This is a genomic window from Sphingomonas sanxanigenens DSM 19645 = NX02 (assembly GCF_000512205.2).
GTDB lineage: Bacteria > Pseudomonadota > Alphaproteobacteria > Sphingomonadales > Sphingomonadaceae > Sphingomonas_D > Sphingomonas_D sanxanigenens.
The window spans coordinates 319484-337593 of the sequence record NZ_CP011450.1; the positions used below are offsets into that span (position 1 = coordinate 319484).

12 protein-coding genes are annotated in these 18110 nt (G+C 64.2%); 6 read left to right on the forward strand and 6 right to left on the reverse strand.

Going from position 1 to position 18110, the window contains the following annotated elements; genetic code table 11:
- Positions 1-130: 130 nt before the first annotated feature.
- Positions 131-1369: a site-specific integrase gene (locus NX02_RS30205; protein WP_047100396.1), complete on the reverse strand. Its 1239-nt coding sequence runs from the start codon at positions 1367-1369 to the stop codon at positions 131-133.
- A 164-nt stretch (positions 1370-1533) separates the two neighbouring features.
- Between NX02_RS30205 and NX02_RS30210 the strand changes: the two genes are divergently transcribed.
- Complete coding sequence (locus NX02_RS30210; RefSeq protein WP_047100397.1) at positions 1534-2475, forward strand: hypothetical protein; 942 nt, start codon at positions 1534-1536, stop codon at positions 2473-2475.
- Here NX02_RS30210 and NX02_RS30215 read toward each other — a convergent pair.
- From NX02_RS30215 to NX02_RS30225, 3 genes are all read right to left on the reverse strand, one after another.
- Positions 2455-3468 carry a ParB/RepB/Spo0J family partition protein gene (locus NX02_RS30215; RefSeq protein WP_047100398.1) on the reverse strand — a complete coding sequence of 338 codons (1014 nt, stop codon included), beginning with the start codon at positions 3466-3468 and terminating at the stop codon, positions 2455-2457. The genes NX02_RS30210 and NX02_RS30215 overlap by 21 nt on opposite strands.
- A gap of 79 nt (positions 3469-3547) precedes the next feature.
- Positions 3548-4750: an AAA family ATPase gene (locus NX02_RS30220; protein WP_047100399.1), complete on the reverse strand. Its 1203-nt coding sequence runs from the start codon at positions 4748-4750 to the stop codon at positions 3548-3550.
- 169 nt (positions 4751-4919) lie between these two features.
- Complete coding sequence (locus tag NX02_RS30225; protein WP_047100400.1) at positions 4920-5996, reverse strand: replication initiation protein; 1077 nt, start codon at positions 5994-5996, stop codon at positions 4920-4922.
- Positions 5997-7062: 1066 nt separating this feature from the next.
- Between NX02_RS30225 and NX02_RS30230 the strand changes: the two genes are divergently transcribed.
- Positions 7063-8286, forward strand: coding sequence for an ROK family transcriptional regulator (locus NX02_RS30230; RefSeq protein ID WP_047100401.1), 1224 nt, complete (start codon positions 7063-7065; stop codon positions 8284-8286).
- A gap of 10 nt (positions 8287-8296) precedes the next feature.
- On the opposite strand, the gene NX02_RS30235 is transcribed toward NX02_RS30230, so the two are convergent.
- Positions 8297-9007, reverse strand: a complete 711-nt coding sequence (locus tag NX02_RS30235) for a FadR/GntR family transcriptional regulator (protein ID WP_047100402.1) — start codon at positions 9005-9007, stop codon at positions 8297-8299.
- Between the two features lie 497 nt (positions 9008-9504).
- Here NX02_RS30235 and NX02_RS30240 point away from each other — a divergent pair, with 497 nt between their 5' ends.
- The 4 genes from NX02_RS30240 to NX02_RS30255 are packed head-to-tail and all read left to right on the forward strand — an operon-like array spanning position 9505 to position 16822.
- Entirely contained in the window at positions 9505-12417 is a 2913-nt protein-coding gene (locus NX02_RS30240) for a TonB-dependent receptor (protein ID WP_047100403.1), read from the forward strand.
- A gap of 37 nt (positions 12418-12454) precedes the next feature.
- On the forward strand, positions 12455-14716 hold the full coding sequence (locus tag NX02_RS30245; RefSeq protein WP_158014301.1) for a GH92 family glycosyl hydrolase: 2262 nt from the start codon (positions 12455-12457) through the stop codon (positions 14714-14716).
- A gap of 26 nt (positions 14717-14742) precedes the next feature.
- Positions 14743-15924: a glycoside hydrolase family 88/105 protein gene (locus NX02_RS30250; RefSeq protein WP_053000816.1), complete on the forward strand. Its 1182-nt coding sequence runs from the start codon at positions 14743-14745 to the stop codon at positions 15922-15924.
- A gap of 1 nt (position 15925) precedes the next feature.
- A complete protein-coding gene (locus NX02_RS30255; RefSeq protein WP_047100405.1) occupies positions 15926-16822 on the forward strand; it encodes an ROK family protein in 897 nt (298 codons plus the stop codon).
- A 176-nt stretch (positions 16823-16998) separates the two neighbouring features.
- Here the strand turns inward: NX02_RS30255 and NX02_RS30260 are convergent, their stop codons facing one another.
- Positions 16999-18087, reverse strand: coding sequence for a DUF3800 domain-containing protein (locus tag NX02_RS30260; protein ID WP_047100406.1), 1089 nt, complete (start codon positions 18085-18087; stop codon positions 16999-17001).
- Positions 18088-18110 lie beyond the last annotated feature (23 nt).

Sequence of the window (18110 nt, forward strand, 5' to 3'; positions counted from 1 at the left end):
GTTGTAGCTCAAGACCCCGGGGGCTCAGCCTCCCTTCTCCGGTTCTTGCCGCTGCGCAAATCCCTCGATCTACCTGCCGCCGTCGTGTGGTCGCACGGCATCATCCAAAGACCTATTTAGGCCGTCATGACTAGCCAATCTTCGCCATAAGGCGCCCCGCCGCCCCCTGCTCTGCCGCGAGATTGCGATTATAAGCGAGCGGCATCCGCGGCGACTTCCACCGCAGCGCGTCCATGATGCCGGCCAAATCCTCCCCGCTGGCGAACAGGTCCTGATTGAGCCCGATCCGCGTCGAGTGCGCACTGATCCCCTTCAGCAACCGCGCCAGATCGTCCGCCGTCAAATCGGGCAGCGCGCCACGGTCGAACGCGCGGCCGATGATCGACCGAAAGATTGGTCCGATCGAGCCCGGGTGCAGCGCCACGGTGCCGATGTCATATTCGACGCGCGCCTTCACCGCCGGCTTGGACAGCGTCTTGCGCAGATCCCACGTCTCCCGGCCCGAGATGCTGTCGATCGGCCGACCGCGCACGGCTGCCCGCGCCTTGTAGCGCCGCACCTGCACCCGCCGGAACAGCGGCCCTGTCGTGATCCCCGCCGCTTCGGTCCACGCCGCGATCGCCGCGACGGTGCGCGGGCTGAGGTAGGCGGTCGCCCCCTCCCCGTCTTGATCGCCCTTATGACGCAGAATCTGCAGCAGCCGCGCTTCGGGATCGATCGCCTCCTCAATATGCTCAATGGCGACCGCCACCAGTTCGGAGGCGCGCAGCCCGGTGTCATAAGCGGCCGATAGCAGCGCCCGATCACGCAGCCCCGGCAGATCCTCGCCACAACTCTCGAGCAGCGCGCGGATGTTGAGCCCCCGCGCCTTGTCGCGCTCGACGTCGCGCACCGGGCCCTTGAACCGCAGCGGCCGCGCCTGCTTCTGCGCAGCCCCCTTCTCGCGGCGCACCGTCTGGAGCCGCAGCTTCACCAGCGGCGCCGGCGTCGGATCCTTGAGCTCGAGCAGCTGGTGGATCTTGGCGATCGACGCCTTGTAGCGGGATAGCGAGGCCGGCCGGCTCCCCTTCCCGGCCCGCGCGTCGAGATAATCGGCCACGGTCTCGGCCGTCGCCGGCAGCGCGATCCGGTTGGTGCGCCGACACCAGGCGTCGAACGCTTCGACGTCGGATTTGAGCGCGCGGATGCTGTGGGGCGACGAGGCGCCCTGATAGGCGGCGATCAGCGCCTCGTTGACGGTGATGCGCTCGCCGGCGCGCATCTGCACGATCGTCCACGCAATGTCGGCCGAAGCCCCGACGACCGGCAGGGTCGCCTCAGGCGCCGCCACAACGGTTTTCTGCCCTTCCTGGGCGGTTTCGATAGCCATGACACGCCTAGCTGCTCGGCGGCGCTTGTACCGCACGTTATAAAGGGGTGTCAAATCTGCTTATGTGATAACTGCAATTATCACATGTCGATTGCACATCGCTCTGGAAGAGCGAAACGAACTGCTGACTTTGGTTTCCCCTCGTGGCATAGTCACCGCAAACCATGACCCGCACCGAAACCCTCCGTGTTGACGACAGCCTGCTTCTGCTGGGGCGTCTCGACGGTCGACTCCACGCCAGCACGTGCGGGGATATCTTTCTCGCGCGCTCGCGCCTCGAGGGTGCGGCCGCCTTGGCAGGCCTTGCCGGCGTGCCCATCGCAGCGCAGGATCTGCAGGATTGGATCGCGGGTCGCAGATCCCCTCCCCGCGCCTCCGAGGGTCTCAACGACCCCATCTCGGTGGCCGCCATCTTTCACATCGCTCTCAGCCGTGACGAGGATCTCAAGAACCCTATCGCCCGGGCGACGCTGAACACGCTGCGTCAAGTCCTAGACGACCGCACCGCGGCGGAAACCTATGCGGCTTCAGACCTGGCTCATTTCGGTCCGCTTTGGCGCCAGGTGCATAGCATCGCCGATGCGCCCTTTCCCGCAGGCGATCTCCTTTCGGTCGCGTCCCGCGTGATTGAGCTCGCTGCGCTTACCGAGCCAGCGACCGCCAGCAGTTGCATGGTGACGACCGTCGATGGCCGCGCGCTGGAGCTTCAACCGCGGGGGCGTGATCGAACCTGGCTGATCGCGGTCGCGATGCCACGGATGCTTTACCGCGCCGGGTTCACGACGCAGGTTATACCCTCGCTCATCCTGCTGCCGAGATACCTACCCCCCTCCCCCGCCGACCTGGTCAAGACCTTGGAGTTGGCGATCGGCCGTACGTCGCGGGCCGGTCTGCGAGAGCTGGATACCATCGAGCGTGCGGCAGCGCGCATCCGATCCGACCTGCAGGTAACGAGGAGGAGCAAGGCCCCCCTTCTCGCGCGACTTCAGCTGTCCTATCCGGGCCTGCAGCCCGCGGCGGTGGCCCGACTGCTGAACATCACGCCGCAAGGCGCGCGAAAGCTGCTGGCGTCAATGACGCCACCGTCACGGCCAGTGCCGATCTAGCACCGCCCGGACCGCCTCCTCCGCGTCCTTGCGAGACGCGCCGCCCCTGCTCAGCAGCGTCAGACGAATGCCCTTACGGTCCGCGCCCTCAATCCGGAGCACGGGCTTGCCGCCTGCGTTCGACACGGTCTCCGGCTTACCTGACCTTTTGGGGGATCCTGACCTTTTGGGGGGGTCAACGGCCAAGGAAAGCGCCTTGATCACGTCAAGCACAGGCATCGCCTCGCCACTTGCGGCCTGGGCCTCTGCAAGCCGATCCGCTTCGTTGAAGGCCCTTGCCTTCCGGTCACCTGGCTTCAACAATGCCTTTAGTGCAATCGCGTTGCGGATGCCGAGTTCTTGCGGGTTGACGAAGGCCCGGATCAGCTCCGCGGGCAAGCGGGCGAGGTCGAGGTAGCGGGTCAGCCAGCTCTCGGACACCTTGAGCCGCTCGGCCATCGTCTTCTGACGGCCATCGTAATAGGCGTCGAGAGCGCGTAGATAGTCCCTCGCCCGTTCCAGGTCGGTAAGGTCGTCACGCGCCCGATTCTCTATGTCGGCAAGCCGGAAAGCTTCCTCATCCCCGATTTCACGAACATCAACGAGAAACTTGAAGTCGGGATAGTTGTGGGCCCGCAGCCAGCTTATCGACCAGTGCCGCCGCGCACCGCAGATCACCTCGAAATCGTGCGCCGGATCGCCAGACACGCGCCGAACGATCGCCGGCATCTCCTGGCGTCCTTGCGCCTTGATGCTCTCGATCAGGTCGGCACATCGCTCCTCGGTGAGCAACGCATAGTCGCGATTGTGCCCGGCCCACATCCGGCAGCGGGCGGGATCGACGAACTCATGAGTGCGATTTACGATCGCTCCGGAGGCGAGGTCGGCCAGCCGGTTTGACCGGCCGGTCAGGACATTTGACGCCAATCCTGAGCGTCGCTGCGGAGCGGCCTCCTCGGACAGGTCGATGCCGGCCGCCAGATCGGCTGCAAAGCCGGTGTTCTTCCCGCTCATTCGAGCCTCCTTCCAGCAAATTGCACGCGTGCAATCGCCCGTTGTTCCGGCAAAATTGCACGCGTGCAATTTTGCCCCTTCACGCCAGCGCCGCCTTGCGCAGCGCCGCTTGATGGCTCGGCCACATCGACCGAATATCGACCTCAATTTCCGAATTTACGCCATCGAGATATCCCAGACAGCGATTGCGGACCGCCGAACTCGTGGCAGGACCGTCCAGCTCGTAGACGGTCATCAACCGCGCCGTCGCGTTGTCGATCTCGGCCGAATCCTTGAGCGGGGTCCGTATCATCGCGTGGCCGAATAGGGTGCGCATCAGATGCAGCAGCTCCTTCTGCATCGACTTGTTCTCGTCGACTTTCGAGGCCACGAATCGCAGAAACTGGAGTTCTGGAGCAAGCCCGCGTTCGGCTAATTGCTCGATCGTCTCATCGAGCATCGAAAGGAATGCGGCGGTCGACGAAAAATCCATAACCGTCGGCGGTACCGGCACCACCAGCGCGTTCGCGGCACGCAGCACCGACAGTGAGATGGCGCCCAGGGCCGGTGGCGGGTCCATGACGACCACATCGAAGCGGTCTGAGATACTCTCGATTCCATCCTTGAGCCGGTCGAGCAAGCTGTCACTGCCGCGCGCCATCCGGGCCGCAAGCTCATACTCCGAATTGAAGAGCCGCAGGTTGGCCGGGATGAGTTCCAGACCGTCGAAATGGGTCTTCCGCAACGCGTAGTCGAGGGAGGATCGTTCCCCCTCCCGCAGAAACGGATAGAGGGTATCATCCTCATCGAGATCAAGGTCGGGCACGTACCCAAACAGCGTTGTGGCCGAGGCCTGGCTATCGCAGTCAACCAGCGCCACGCGATAGCCCCGTATCGCGAGATATTGCGCGAGGTGGACCGCCACCGTCGACTTGCCTACGCCGCCCTTGAAGTTCTGTACCGCCACGACGCAGCACGGGTCGCCGGGTGCGCGATATGGCCGGGTTCCAAAGACACCGCGCATGTCGTTCAGCTGCGCCAGCGTGTAGCGCTCGCGTCGGTTCGTGTCCGTACGGGAAGGTTCAGGCAAGCGGCCGTCCTTTTCCGCGTCACGGATCGCGGCCGGGGTACGACCCACAAGTTCGGCGGCCTTGGTAATCGTGAACGTGGGCTCCCGCCGATCGTCTGCCCTGACGCTCCGAGCCGAATCGCGCAGCTTTTCGAGGACAGACGACGTTCGCTTCGCGAGCGTCGCGACCGAAACCACGCGATCGGCTTCCTCAATTTCGAGTCCGTTCGACACATGCCCGCCTTTCGCTATTCGGCATGTGGTACATCAGATTGCGCTTTTTGGTCAAGAAAGACCGAAATTTCGAAAGTGCGGCCCCGGTTTCGACGGGTTCTGCGTGCTACCGGCCCTATCCTGACTTCATGGGGGATGAAGAAAATTGCACGCGTGCAATTTTCGTCGATCAAGGCCTGCCGCGACGGCTCAGCCAGCTCTCACAAAAGCCTTTCCAGGAATCGATCAGCTTCTTGCCACGCAGCTTCTCGAGCCGGTTCCCCATATGCTGCCGGTACGCACCCGCCATCATATCGACCGACCACCCTCCACCGTGCCTCAGGCCAATCTCGTGAAGCTCGGGCGCCTCATAGGTCAGCGATCCCCGGGGGAATGTCTTTTCGGATTCGGTCGGTCCCGTCAGCGCCTTCGCGACCGTCGCGATCGTGTGTGCGACCGATACAGTTTCGGCGGTTCCGTCTCGCCGCGCTTTGCGACCGGAGGAGTGTCGATCCAGTTCATCGACCGTTTCAATGACCTCAGGTGCGCCCTTCGGTTCGAAACGAAATTCAACTTCGGTGACGGTCCGCCCCTGCCTGATCTCCCGCCACTCCACGCGGAAATGGGCGAGCTGATCGATCTCTGCCTTTGCCTTCGTGAGTACCTTCCGGCGCAGCTGGGCAAAATCAGCGTAGACCTCGGGCGGTATCCCCAACGCCGCCCGGAGGGCCTGCATGTCGCCCTTCCATGTTGCCTGCCGGCGATGCAGCCGTAGCGCACCGAGTTCGTACAGCTTAAGCGCATAGCTGGACCGAAAACCCAATACGGCCTGGCGGTTCAACACCGCATAGGTAGCCGAAGCCTGGATCAGCCTCCTTGCATCCGGAGTGAACTCCCATTCGATCCATCCAGCCTCGCCACCATCCTCTTCCGTCTCCTCTCGGGAGCGGGATATCAGCGAGAAACGCAGCGTTGCCTTCTTTCCACGCCATGACCTGTCGTCGACAGCGAAAAGCGTTCGGTGAAGCTCCTCGAGCATGTCGCTGATGCGTTCATTGCCCTTGTGTCCGCGCCGAATATCCGCCTTGCGCATCCTGTGCGGGCGATCTTCCCAGGCATCACCGCCTGCCGTCAGGATCATCAGCGCCAACAACCGCGACGCAGTCAGACTCAGCGATTCGCCTTTGACGAACTTGATCTCGATGATGCTGCCCGGTTTGGCAAATTCTTCGCCGCCCTTTGCTTTCAGCGCAGCAGCGACACGCATGGCACGACCTGGAGATGCATCTCCAGCTTCGCCCCCTTCTGCCTCAGCTATTTGGTCAGCGCCAGTTTCCATGCCATGGTACGATCAAGATTCAACCCAATGGTTTATCTTGCTGCCTGACCTGACCTGCTTCGTCAAGTCAGGTCAGGATAGATCGCGCTCGCTTATCCCCCAAATGGTCAGGATGGGATCGAGGAGGCCGCGGCGAAGATCGCGAGGAAAGACGCCGAGTCGCGTCCGCACGACGCGAGCCCCGGCAAACCGCCCGATCGAGCAAGATTTCCTGCCTAAACGGGAAGGAATACAGCGCTTCCGGCCGTCGCGACGTGCTGCCCCCAACCGGTCAGGTTGGCCCCACAAGGTCAGGCGAGTCCCCCCACCAAGACAGGCAGCGGCCCCCATCAGGTCAGCTAACCACCCCCAATCGGTCAGGCTGGTTCGTACAACATACTGAAATTGCTGCCGTTTTCTGAGACCGAATCTGAATCTACTGAATCACGAATCCTTCCGCTGCGAGCAGCGGCGTGTTTAAAAATGATTCTTTAACGGACTTACCCGAGTCGCATACGTCGACGTATCCTTAACCTCTGACTAGGGGAGGGGGGTCCTTCCGACGAGGTCGAGCTATCCCGGTGCCGCTTGCAGCCAAACGACCGATGCAATTCCCCGCATACCTCTTTGGCCTAGACGATTTATGTCCTTAGCAAAGCCGAGGCACCTTGGCGCCGGCGTTCCAAGCCAGGCCTGTTGATCGTGAAAATGGCGAAACCAAACTGCGTTGATTGGAACAATGACCATCCCCTCTTCGGTCCGCTCAGCTCCATTCCGCCCATCAAACCACATCGTGTCCCGGGAAGTGATGTAGCTTTGCTACCGACGAGCCACACCCCCACCCGGGACACGATCGGGCGGGCCGCTGCGATGGTTGGACCTGGCCGGAGCCGGCTCGGTCACTGTCGCCTGCCCGTTAGAGCTACTGCGTTCGACAACACTGCCATGAATGGATAGTGGTCGCAGCCCGGTCGCGCCACTTGAGGTGCGATCGATGATCGTTCGGTGCGCAGCAATGATCGACATCCCCGCTCCCCCGACCGATGCGCGTGCCGCGCGTCTGGCGATCAGCCTGTCGGGTACCAATCTGGAGCGGGCAGGGGACTACAACCAGCGCGTCGTGCTGCAGGCGATCCGCGGGCGCGACTTCATCACTCGCACCGAACTTGCCACGCTGACCGGGTTGACCGGCCCGACCATCGCCAACATCACACGCCGGCTGGAAGAGGATGGGCTGATCCGCAAGGTCGGCAAGATCCAGCTTGGCCGCGGGCAGCCCGCGCTGCGCATCGCGATCGATCCCGACGGCGCCTTCGCGATCGGCCTCAACATCGATCGCGATCATCTGAGTCTCGCGTGCCTCGACCTCGCCGGCACCGTGCGCGCCAGCGTGTCGCAAGAGATTCTCTATCCTTCGCCGGCGGCGGTGCGCGCGCTCGCCTCGCGTGGGCTTGCCGAAATGTTCGCGACCGCAGCCATCCCGCGCGACCGGGTCATCGGGGTGGGGCTGGCGATGCCCGATCGGATGGCGGAACGCGATCTGCGTGGCCGCCCTGCGGACTTTTCGATCTGGACCGATGTCGATCCCGCGGCGCTGCTTGCCGATCTGCTGCCCTGGCCGATGCATCGCGACAATGATGCCGCCGCTGCGGCGCTGTGCGAGCTGCAATTCGGCGCGGGCCGGCACTCTGCGAGCTTCTTCTATCTGCTGATCAGCATTGGCCTAGGCGGCGGCCTCGTCCTCGACGGCAGCTTCTATCGCGGCGCGACCGGCCGCAGCGGCGAACTGGGGTTCATTATCGGCCGAACCGGCCAGGCGGCGGGGCGTTCGATCGAGACGCGCGTGTCGCTGTCGGCGCTTTATGAACGGCTCATCGAGGCCGGCTGCGCGTCTGACGCGCTTTCGGCGTTGCAAAGCGACGATCCCATCGCGCGCTCGACGATCGACGACTGGCTTGACGAGGCCGCGAGCCTGCTCGTCGATCCGATGATTGCAGTGAGCTGCCTGATCGATCCCCAGGCCGTGCTGATCGGCGGCCGCCTGCCGACCGATCTCATCGATGCGCTGGCCGCCCGGCTGACCGCCGCGCTCGCGCCCTATGGGGCGGAGCTTCCCTCGATGCCGCTGGTCGCACGCGCGGCCACCCCGTCGATCGCACCGGCGGTGGGTGCGGCGCTGCTGCCCTTCGCCGATCGGCTGCTGCCGTCCGACGCGATCCTCATGAACGTCGCGCGCTAGGACGCGACGCTCAGGCAGCGGGTCGCCCGGTTTTGCCCAGCCGGGAGTGGCGGCTGAGGCTTTCCTGCATATGCGCGCGCGCCGCATCGCGCGCCCGTGCCGGTTCCATGCGGATGATCGCGTCGAGGATCGCGTCATGCTCGTCATGGATCAGCGCGGCATAGGCACGCTGCGTCGACACCGGCCGGTCGCGCAGGTAGAGCGTGCGCGGCGGCACGAGGCGCTGGCCGAGAAACGCGATGATCCGCACATAATGCTCGTTCTGGGTCGCCTGCGCGATGGCGAGATGAAAGGCGGTATCGGCGCGCGCGGATTCGGCCGCATCGTCGCCGGCCCCGGCCATGCAGTCGAGCGCGTCGCGCAGCGCGCCGATATCGGCGAAGCTGCGGCGCGCGGCGGCGAGCGCTGCCATCTCGCTCTCGATCGCGAGGCGGATCTCGATCAGCTTGATCACATCGGCCATGTTGCTGAGTTCGTCCGCCCTCACCTGGAATGCCTGCAACGGCACCTGGCGCGCCACGAACACGCCCGAGCCTTGGCGAGACGTCGTCAAGCCATGCGCTGCGAGGCGCGCGAACGCCTCGCGTACGACGGTGCGGCTTACCTTTTCGCGCGCGCAAATCTCGCGCTGGGTCGGGAGGCGCGATCCGGGGCGCAGCTCGCCTCCCCTGATCCGCGCTTCGAGCGTGGTGAACAGGCGATCGGTCAATGATGTCGGCATGCATGTTGATCCTGCGATCCGTGGCGTGCGTCGACCTGCGAGCCGCCGGCGATACGGGTTGACGGCAGCCAGGCATGCGCGACCCGGCGGGTGATGGATTGAAGGCGCGGCCGACGATCGCGGGTCATTCGGAAGACGGGCCCGATCCAGCCTGCCGCTAATCTATCGATCCAGCAGCTATACGACAAGTGTGCGGCTCTATGCAGACCCTCCCATCACGTGCCGCGCAGATAGGAAAAACTCATACAAATAAGCGTTATGCACGGATATCCGCGCTTCTCGGCAGACCGCTCATTCCTTCAGATCAATTAAATAAAATAAATTTGTAATACCGATTGCCAGCCCAGTTACGCTGCGTTAGTCAGCATCACGAAGGCGCTTCGTCCTGCGATCGCGGGGCGGAAAAATGGTCAGTGCGTGGGAGGGATGCTGGGACAAGGCGGTCGCGACGCGCGCGGCTCCTGGCTGGCATCGCCAAAAAGGAGGGGAGCGTGAAAATGCGCAACAGCTTTGCAGCTTCGGTATCAGCATGGGCGATGATCTGCGGGATCGGCGCCGCGCCGGCTTTCGGCCAGACGCAGATGCCGCCAGACGATGCCGCGGCGGCATCCTCGCCGGCGGACGAGATGGAGGCGATCGTCGTCACCGGCTTCCGCAGCAGCCTTGCGGAATCGCTGCGCCTCAAGCGTGAGCAGAGCGGTGTCACCGACACGATCGTCGCCGAGGATATCGGCAAATTCCCCGATGCCAACCTCGCCGAATCGATGCAGCGCGTGCCGGGCGTCGCGCTCCAGCGCGGCGATGGCGGCGAAGGGCGCGCGATCACGGTGCGTGGTCTCGGCCCGATCTTCACCCGCACCCGCGTCAACGGCATGGAGGCGAACAGCGGCGTCGGCGGCAGCGACGTGCAGGGTACCAGCGGCCGCAGCCGCGGGTTCGACTTCAACGTGTTCGCGTCCGAGATTTTCCAGAATCTCACCGTCCGCAAGACCTATTCGGCGGACACGCAGGAAGGGTCGCTGGGCGCGACGGTCGATCTCAACGCGCCGCATCCGCTCGACTATAAGGATGACTTCGTCCTCGTCGGCTCCGCCAAGGTCAGCTACAACGATCTCAACGAGGATGCCGGGCCGCGGCTCGCCGGCCTTGTGTCCACCAAGCTGGCCGACGGCACGATCGGTATCCTGTTTTCCGCCGCCTACACGCAGCGCCGCACGCGCGAGGAAGGCTATTCGCCCGCCAATGTGCTGAACGCCGCATCCGATGGCGGCTTCTGCAGCCCGATCGGCTATGCGCCGCGCAATCCGGTGGACAATGCGTTGAAGGGCACCGACGCGCTCAATTGCGCCACCGGCATTCCGCGCACCTCCGATCCGGAGGCCTATGCCACCGTCGTCGGCGCCGACGCGCATATGCCGCGCCTGCCGCGCTATTTCCGCAGCGACCAGAATTACAAGCGGCTTGGCCTCACCGGATCGCTGCAATGGCAGCCGACCGACCGTACCCTGATCTCGCTTGACGGCCTCTATGCCCGCTACAAGGTCAACCGCGTCGACGATTTCTTCATGGGGCTATCGTTCGGCCGCGGCGTCGGCAACAATGGCAAGCCGCACACGTCGATCCTCGATGCCGAGGTCTCCGATGACGGCACCGTGCAATATGGCCTGTTCAACGGCGTCGATGTCGCCTCGGTGACCACGCAGGACATCTATACCACCACGTTCAAGCAGGCGACGCTCACTGCCAAGCACGAGTTCAGCGACTGGTTCGAGGCGGATGCGCTGGTCGGTTTCGGCCGTACCGACTTCAAGGAGCCGACGCGCAACGACGTTCGCATGGACGCCAACAACGTCAATGGCTTCTCGTTCGATTTCCGCAATCGCGGGAGCATCCCGCTGATCGATTATGGCATCGACATCACCGATCCGGGCAATTTCGCGTTCGGCCCGGCGCTGGCCGATGGCACGGTCCGGGGGTCGTTCAGTGGCCGCAAGGTTTTCACCCAGTTCGACAACCGCCAGTTCGGGCTGAACCTGCTGTTCAAGCCGCTTGAGTCACTTCATATCCGGGTGGGCGGCGAATATCGCCGCAGCGCGTTCGACAGCGCCGAACTGGGACGCGCCGGGCCGATCTCCGCCTTCGTGCCGGCTCTGCCTGTCGGCACGACGCTCGCCGGCCTCACCACGATGGTCGGCGGTTTCGGCAAGGGGCTGCCGGGGGATCTGCCCAATGGCTGGGTGAAGCCCGATTACGACAAATTCAACGATCTGTTCGATTTCGACAGCAACACCGGCGGCTTCACCTTCAGCGGCGCGGACACCGGCACCTCGCTGGGCGGCAATTATGCGATCCGCGAGGAGGTGAAGGGCGCTTATGCGCAGGCCGAATTTGATACCGAGGCGCTGCCGTTTCGCGTGCGCGGCAATATCGGCCTGCGCTATGTCCATACCCAGCAGCGATCGTTCGGCTATGTGACGTTGGCGAGCCCGATCAACGGCCAGGGTTTTACCCCGGTGGCGGTGGAGCGCAGCTATGACGACTGGCTGCCCTCGCTGAACCTCACCGCCGACGTCACCGACAAGCTGCTGCTGCGCGTGTCGGCGGCCAAGGTGATGGCGCGTCCGGATCTCGGCCAGCTTTCCCCCAGCGGCGGTTTCAACCCCACGATCCGCACGATCTCGGTCGGCAATGCGCTGCTCGATCCGATCCGCGCCAACACGCTCGATCTCTCGGCCGAATGGTATTTCGGCTCGGGCAGCCTGTTGTCGGTCGGCTATTTCTACAAGGATATCAAAACCTACATCCAGAGCCTGCAGCGGATCATTCCGTTCACCGAAACCGGGCTGCCGGTCGAACTCTTGGCCGGATCGCAGGCGACGCCGCAGGATCTGTTCACCGTCACCAACCTGTCCAACACCAAGGGCGGGCCGATCAAGGGTGTCGAGGTCAATTTCCAGCAGCAGTTCCGCTTCCTGCCGAGCGTCCTCGCCAACACCGGGGTGCTGCTGAACTATACCCACGTCACCTCGGAGATCGAATATATCCTCAACGCGACGACGGGGGTGACGACGCGCGAGCCACTGGTCGGCATGTCCAAGAACCAGGTCAACGCAACGCTCTATTATGAGGATGACAAGTTCAGCATCCGCGGCTCCGCAAACTACCGCTCCAAATTCGTCCGCGCGGTGCCTTCGATCGGCACGGGCAGCGACATCGATCTCGGCAAATCGACGCTCTATGTCGATTTCTCCGCCTCCTATGCGATCAACGACCGCTTTCGCGTCTCGCTGGAGGCGACCAACCTGACCGACGAGCATCAGGTGCTCTATGTCGACTCGGTCCGGCGCGACACGCTCTATGACTCGCATTTCGGGCGGACCTACACGCTCGGCGTGGCCTATCGTTACTGAGTGACAGGACAGAACGGGACGGGGGGCGAGGATGCGGATGGTGCGAATAGCGGGACTGGTGTTGATGCTGGCGCTGGCGGGGCAGGGGGTCGCGCAGGAGCCCCCCGCCGCCGCCGATCCGGTTGCTGCGGTCGATGTCTTCGTCGGCAGCGACGATGGCGGCAATACCGTGCCGGGTGCGGCGGTGCCGTTCGGCTTCGTCAATGTCAGCCCGGACACCACTGGCGGCTCGACCAACGGCTATGATGGCAAGACGCCGGTCACCGGCTTCAGCTTCACCCATGTCAGCGGCACCGGAGGCAACAGCAAATATGGCAATTTCCGCGTCACGCCCACGGTCGGTGCGGTCGATCCGCGCAACCTCGTCTTCGCGCGATCGAACGAGAAGGGTAGCGCCGGCTTCTACGCCGTCGATCTCAAGGGGCAGGCGGGGCCGATCCGCACCGAACTCACCGCCACACGCCGCGCGGCGCTGGCACGCTTCACCTTCCCGGCGGCGCGCGACGCCAATCTGTTGATCGATGTCACCTCGGCGGTGCAATTGATGGGCAATGGCCCGCGCGCCACCGGGGCGGAGGCTTGGTTCGACGACGACCGCACCTTGCTTGGCCGCGCCAGCTTCACCGGCGGCTGGAACGAGGCGCCGCTGACGCTCTATTTCGCTGCCGCCTTCAATCGTGCGCCAATCGGTTTTGGCACCTGGAAAGCGACGCGCGGCACGCTGGCGCTCCAGCCCGGCTCTGCGCGCGCAGCGGGCGGCGACCAGCGCACCGACGCTTCCGTCCAGCTCGGCGGCTACGCGACGTTTGACACGCGCGGGCAGCGCGCGGTGCAGGTGAAGCTCGCCGTCTCCTTCATCAGCGCCGAGCAGGCACGGCGCACGCTGGCGGAGGAACTGCCGGACTGGGATTTCGCCGCGGCGCGCGGTCGGGCGGAGGCGGCGTGGCGCGATGTGCTGGCGAAGATCCAGGTGACCGGCGGCAGTGCAGACGAACGGCGCAATTTCTACAGCGCGCTCTATCGCAGCCACACCATGCCGCACGATGTCAGCGGCGAAAATGCCTGGTGGCGATCACCCGCGCCACATTATGAGGACTATTACACGCTGTGGGATACGTTCCGGACGCTGCATCCACTGATGACCCTGATCCAGCCGGAGCGGCAGCGCGACATGATCGTCTCGCTGCTCGAAACCTACCGTCACACCGGTTGGCTGCCCGATGCGCGCATCGCCGGCGCCAACGGAATGACGCAGGGCGGCAGCAATTCCGATGTGCTGATCGCCGATGCGGTGGTCAAGAAACTGGGCGGCTTCGACGATGCGCTCGCCTTCGAAGCGCTGCTCAAGAATGGCGATGTCGAATCCGACGATCCGATCAACCAGGGCCGTGCGCTCAGGGACTATCTCGCGCTCGGCTATATGTCGCTCAATGAGACGCGCTCTGCCTCCCGGACATTGGAATACGCCTATAATGACTTCGCGATTGCCGAGGTCGCTTCGGCCCTCGGCCGCAAGCCCGAGGCCGCACGCTACCTGAAGCGCTCGCGCAACTGGCGCAACCTCTGGGACGATAGGCTGAAATGCATCCGCCCGCGCTATGCCGATGGCGGCTGGATCGCCAATTTTGATTGCGACCATCTCTATCCGGACAACCGCACCGCCTGGTGGGATGCGCCCTTCTACGAGGGATCGAGCGCGCAATATTCCACTTATGTGCCGCATGACGTCGCCGGGCTGATCGGCAAGCTGGGCGGGGAGGCGGGGTTCGTCGCCTGGCTCGATCGGCTGTTCGACGGTGGCGGTTACGAACAGGGCAATGAGCCCGATTTCCTCGCCGCCTATCTCTATATCCACGCCGGCCGGCCCGACCGCGCAGCGGAACGCGTGCGCCACATCATGGCCAACCACTACAGGCCCGCGCGCGATGGGCTGCCGGGCAATGACGATGCCGGCGCGATGTCGTCCTGGTATGTCTGGAGCGCGATCGGGCTGTTCCCCAACGCCGGCCAGCCCTTCTATTATATCGGCGCGCCGATCTTCTCCGTCAGTAGTCTCCACCTCGAGAAAGGTCGCCGTTTCGAGGTCCGCGCGCCCGCCGCCAGCGCCGCTGCGCGCTACGTCGTCGGCGCGACGCTCAACGGCAGGCCGATCAACCGCGCCTGGCTGACGCATGACGAGGTCGCAGCGGGCGGGCTGCTCGAACTGCGCATGGCCGAAACACCGGGCGACTGGGCGACGCGCTTCACGGCGCCGCCGAACCCCTATCTCGCCGCGATCGACGCGCGGCCGGGCAAATGATCGTTGAAATGCGAAAGGGAGATGCGATGACATCGAGGTGGCTGCGGTTCGGAAGCTTGGCGTTGGCGATCATCGCGGGATCGGCGGCGCTCCCTGCGCCGGTGCCGGCGCAGGCACACGCCGAACGCCTCGTCGCCACGCCCGGCCGTGCCGAGATCCTCGCGATCGGCGAACGCGTTGCCGACTATCACGTCGCGCAGCTCGCCGGCGGCAGCGCCTATCCAAAGGTGCCGACCGGCAACCGCAACCCGATCGATCCGAAGGGATGGGAACAGGGCGCCTTCCTGATCGGCCTCACGACCTTCGCCGACGCCTCGGGCGCGCCCCGCTATCGCCAGATGATCTTCGAGCGCGGTGCCGCCAATGGCTGGACGCTGGGCGACCGGCTCTATCATGCCGACGACCATATGATCGGCCAGACCTATTTCTGGGCGCGCAGCCACGGCATCGGCGATGCCGCTATCGCCGATATGCGCGCCCGCTTCGATCGCATCCTCGCCAACCCCTCGCGCATCGACCTCAAATTCGATCGCGAGGCGCCGCGCTGTGTCGATCGCTGGTGCTGGTGCGACGCGCTGTTCATGGCCCCGGCCGCCTGGCTGGAAATGAGCCGGGTGACCGGCGACCGCCGCTATCGGGACTTCGCGATGAAGGAATTCTGGGCGGTGACCGCCTACCTGTTTGACGAGAGCGAAGGCCTCTATTTCCGCGATAGCTCCTTCTTCGCTGAGCGCAACGCCGCCGGCCGCAAGCTGTTCTGGAGCCGCGGAAATGGCTGGGTGTTTGCCGGCCTCACCCGGATGATCCCGCTGCTCGACGAGCGCGATCCCGATCGCGCCAGGCTGATCGCGCTCTACACGCGGATGGCGGCGCGACTGCAAGGGCTGCAGAAGCTTGACGGCTATTGGTCTCCGTCCCTGCTCGACGAACCCGGTGCGTCGGTCGCGGAATCGAGCGGCACCGCCTTCTACGTCTATGGCCTCACCTGGGGCGTGAACCATGGCCTGCTCGATCGTGCCGCCTATGAACCCAATATCCGTCGCGGCTGGGCGGCGCTGGTGCGCTCGGTCCATCCCGATGGGCGGCTGGGCTGGGTGCAGTCGATCAGCGATCGGCCCGCCGCGGTCACCTATGACGATACGCATGATTATGGCGTTGGCGGCTTCCTGCTCGCGAGTTCCGAACTGCTGAAGCTGGCCGATCATTGAGGTGAGCGATGTCGATGGCGCACTGCCGCTGGCCGGGGTCGAGCTTGGCGGCACCAAATGCATCTGCACGCTCGGCCATGGCCCCGATGCAATCCTCGCGCAGGAGATGGTCGCCACGACCACTCCCGATGGGACGCTGGCGGCGATCGCCGCAATCCTCGCGCGATGGTGGCAGGCGCAGCGCTTCGCCGCGCTCGGCATCGCAAGCTTCGGTCCGCTCGACCTAGATCCCGCATCGCCTGCCTACGGCCATATCCTGGCGACGACCAAGCCCGGCTGGGCGATGGCCGACGTTGCCGGCCGGCTGGCGGCACAATGGCCGGTCAAGGTCGTTTTCGACACCGACGTCAACGGCGCTGCGCTCGCCGAATGCGCTTGGGGTGTGGGTCGCGGCCTCGACGATTTCGCCTATGTTACCGTCGGCACCGGCGTCGGCGTCGGGCTGATCGTCCATGGGCGGCCGACGCGCGGGCTCGGCCATAGCGAACTGGGTCATTTGCGGGTGCCCCGTCTCGTGACCGACACGGCTCCCAGCGGCTGCCCGTTTCATCCGGATTGCGTCGAGGGGCTTGCCGCGGGCATCGGCATTGCCGCTGCGCTCGGCGGCCGGGAGATCGGCGAAGTCCCCGCGGGGGATCCGCTCTGGGATCGGGTGACGCACGCGCTCGCCATGCTCTGCCATGCGCTCGTCTGCGGTACCGCGCCGCGCCGCATCGCGATCGGCGGAGGCGTGATCGAGCGCCAGCCGCACCTGCTGCCGCGCATTGCCGAGGCGTTGGCGGCCAGCCTCAACGCCTATGTCGCGATCCCGCAAACCAACTTTCTGGTCAGGCCGGCGCTGGGTGATCAGGCAGGGCCGCTCGGCGCCATCGCCCTTGCGCGTCGATCGTTGACTTAAGCGGGTAGAGGCTTGCTGCTCGGCTAGCCCGCCCAAATTGTTTCGCGCCCGCAGCACTTCTCTGGACTATGGTGATCGCTGGGACAAACCCGTCGTTCCAATGCCGCAGGTTGAGCGTCAGCTCTCTTCAGGAGCTGACTTTCAGCGCTTGACCGTCAGCGAGAGCCCGCGCTAGGCTAGCTCTTGTCGCCATCGAAATAGGGCGCCAAGAGATCGGCCATCGTGTCAAGTGGATCCGGACCTATCCTCAACGGCACGCCGCCAACCGCGTAATCATCGTGAGGGCGAACGCCGCCCGCCGTCAGCGCACCAGCGCCGCGCTTTACCAGGTCGATCAGGAAGGGGTCGCGTTTATCGCTGTCAGATGTATGGGCGAACTTGGCGCCCAGACCTGCAAGTAAGTCCGCAAACTGGATCGCCGGCGACGTCTCTGAGTTAACCGCAGTCGTCGATCGAACGCGCAGAGGCAGTTCAACGATCGTACCGTTAGCCTGCCGAAAGGGCGGCGAGGCAAAATCGGCCCGCGTGATCGTCGACCAGAGTTGCTGCTGGCTATCGAAACTCGTGGATTCGTCATGAACAATGTCGAAGTCCTTACTCTCTCGCTGCCGCCAATGCGTGATTGATGACAGGATCGAGGTAACCTGGATCTCATTCGAGTCCGTGAAATCAGAGAGATCCGAGTTGCTAGCCTCGAAAAAGCTGGCTCCCTTACTGAGCATCCCGAAGATCGTCGAGATTGGATGCGCCGACGTCTGTGCGACCTCGCCGAGATAGTTTTGCAACGCTTTCAAATTTGTTGTGGACGGAGCGCGTGCGAATGCGTTCCAACGGGCGGTTGCTTCTTCGTAAACATTCGCTCCGCCGGCGCGCAGCACATCGCGGTGGACAGTGTTCATGTACCGCATGGCGTAGCCGTCGCGGTAGAAATCGTAACCGGTCGCGCGAAACATCGGCTCGGCTAGGTAGTCGAACATCTTTCCAAGTAGTGCGAACCGTTTGTCCACGATGAACAGGAAGGCGCGATCCGCTACCGCTGGCAATTCGGCGGCCAACGCGCGAAGTCCGTCGCGGTGCACTTCACGTCGGCGCCAGAGCACCTTGAACTTGAACTCGGGCCCCTGAAAGCGGGGAAAGCACCGTCGCATGATCGCTTCCGCCTCCTGGTCCCCGATGAGCGACGAGGCGAGAACGAAGTGCGGCTGCTGATCGTGAAGCAGATCGTCGCCAGTAAAGCCTGATTCATCCAGATAGATTGTCGTCATTACGTCAATATGGACGACATTCG

Coding starts and splice junctions, on each gene's coding strand:
- NX02_RS30205 (WP_047100396.1), bottom strand. CDS start 1,369: ATGGCTATCGAAACCGCCCAGGAAGGGCAGAAAACCGTTGTGGCGGCG.
- NX02_RS30210 (WP_047100397.1), top strand. CDS start 1,534: ATGACCCGCACCGAAACCCTCCGTGTTGACGACAGCCTGCTTCTGCTG.
- NX02_RS30215 (WP_047100398.1), bottom strand. CDS start 3,468: ATGAGCGGGAAGAACACCGGCTTTGCAGCCGATCTGGCGGCCGGCATC.
- NX02_RS30225 (WP_047100400.1), bottom strand. CDS start 5,996: ATGCGTGTCGCTGCTGCGCTGAAAGCAAAGGGCGGCGAAGAATTTGCC.
- NX02_RS30230 (WP_047100401.1), top strand. CDS start 7,063: ATGATCGACATCCCCGCTCCCCCGACCGATGCGCGTGCCGCGCGTCTG.
- NX02_RS30235 (WP_047100402.1), bottom strand. CDS start 9,007: ATGCCGACATCATTGACCGATCGCCTGTTCACCACGCTCGAAGCGCGG.
- NX02_RS30240 (WP_047100403.1), top strand. CDS start 9,505: ATGCGCAACAGCTTTGCAGCTTCGGTATCAGCATGGGCGATGATCTGC.
- NX02_RS30245 (WP_158014301.1), top strand. CDS start 12,455: ATGGTGCGAATAGCGGGACTGGTGTTGATGCTGGCGCTGGCGGGGCAG.
- NX02_RS30250 (WP_053000816.1), top strand. CDS start 14,743: ATGACATCGAGGTGGCTGCGGTTCGGAAGCTTGGCGTTGGCGATCATC.
- NX02_RS30260 (WP_047100406.1), bottom strand. CDS start 18,087: ATGACGACAATCTATCTGGATGAATCAGGCTTTACTGGCGACGATCTG.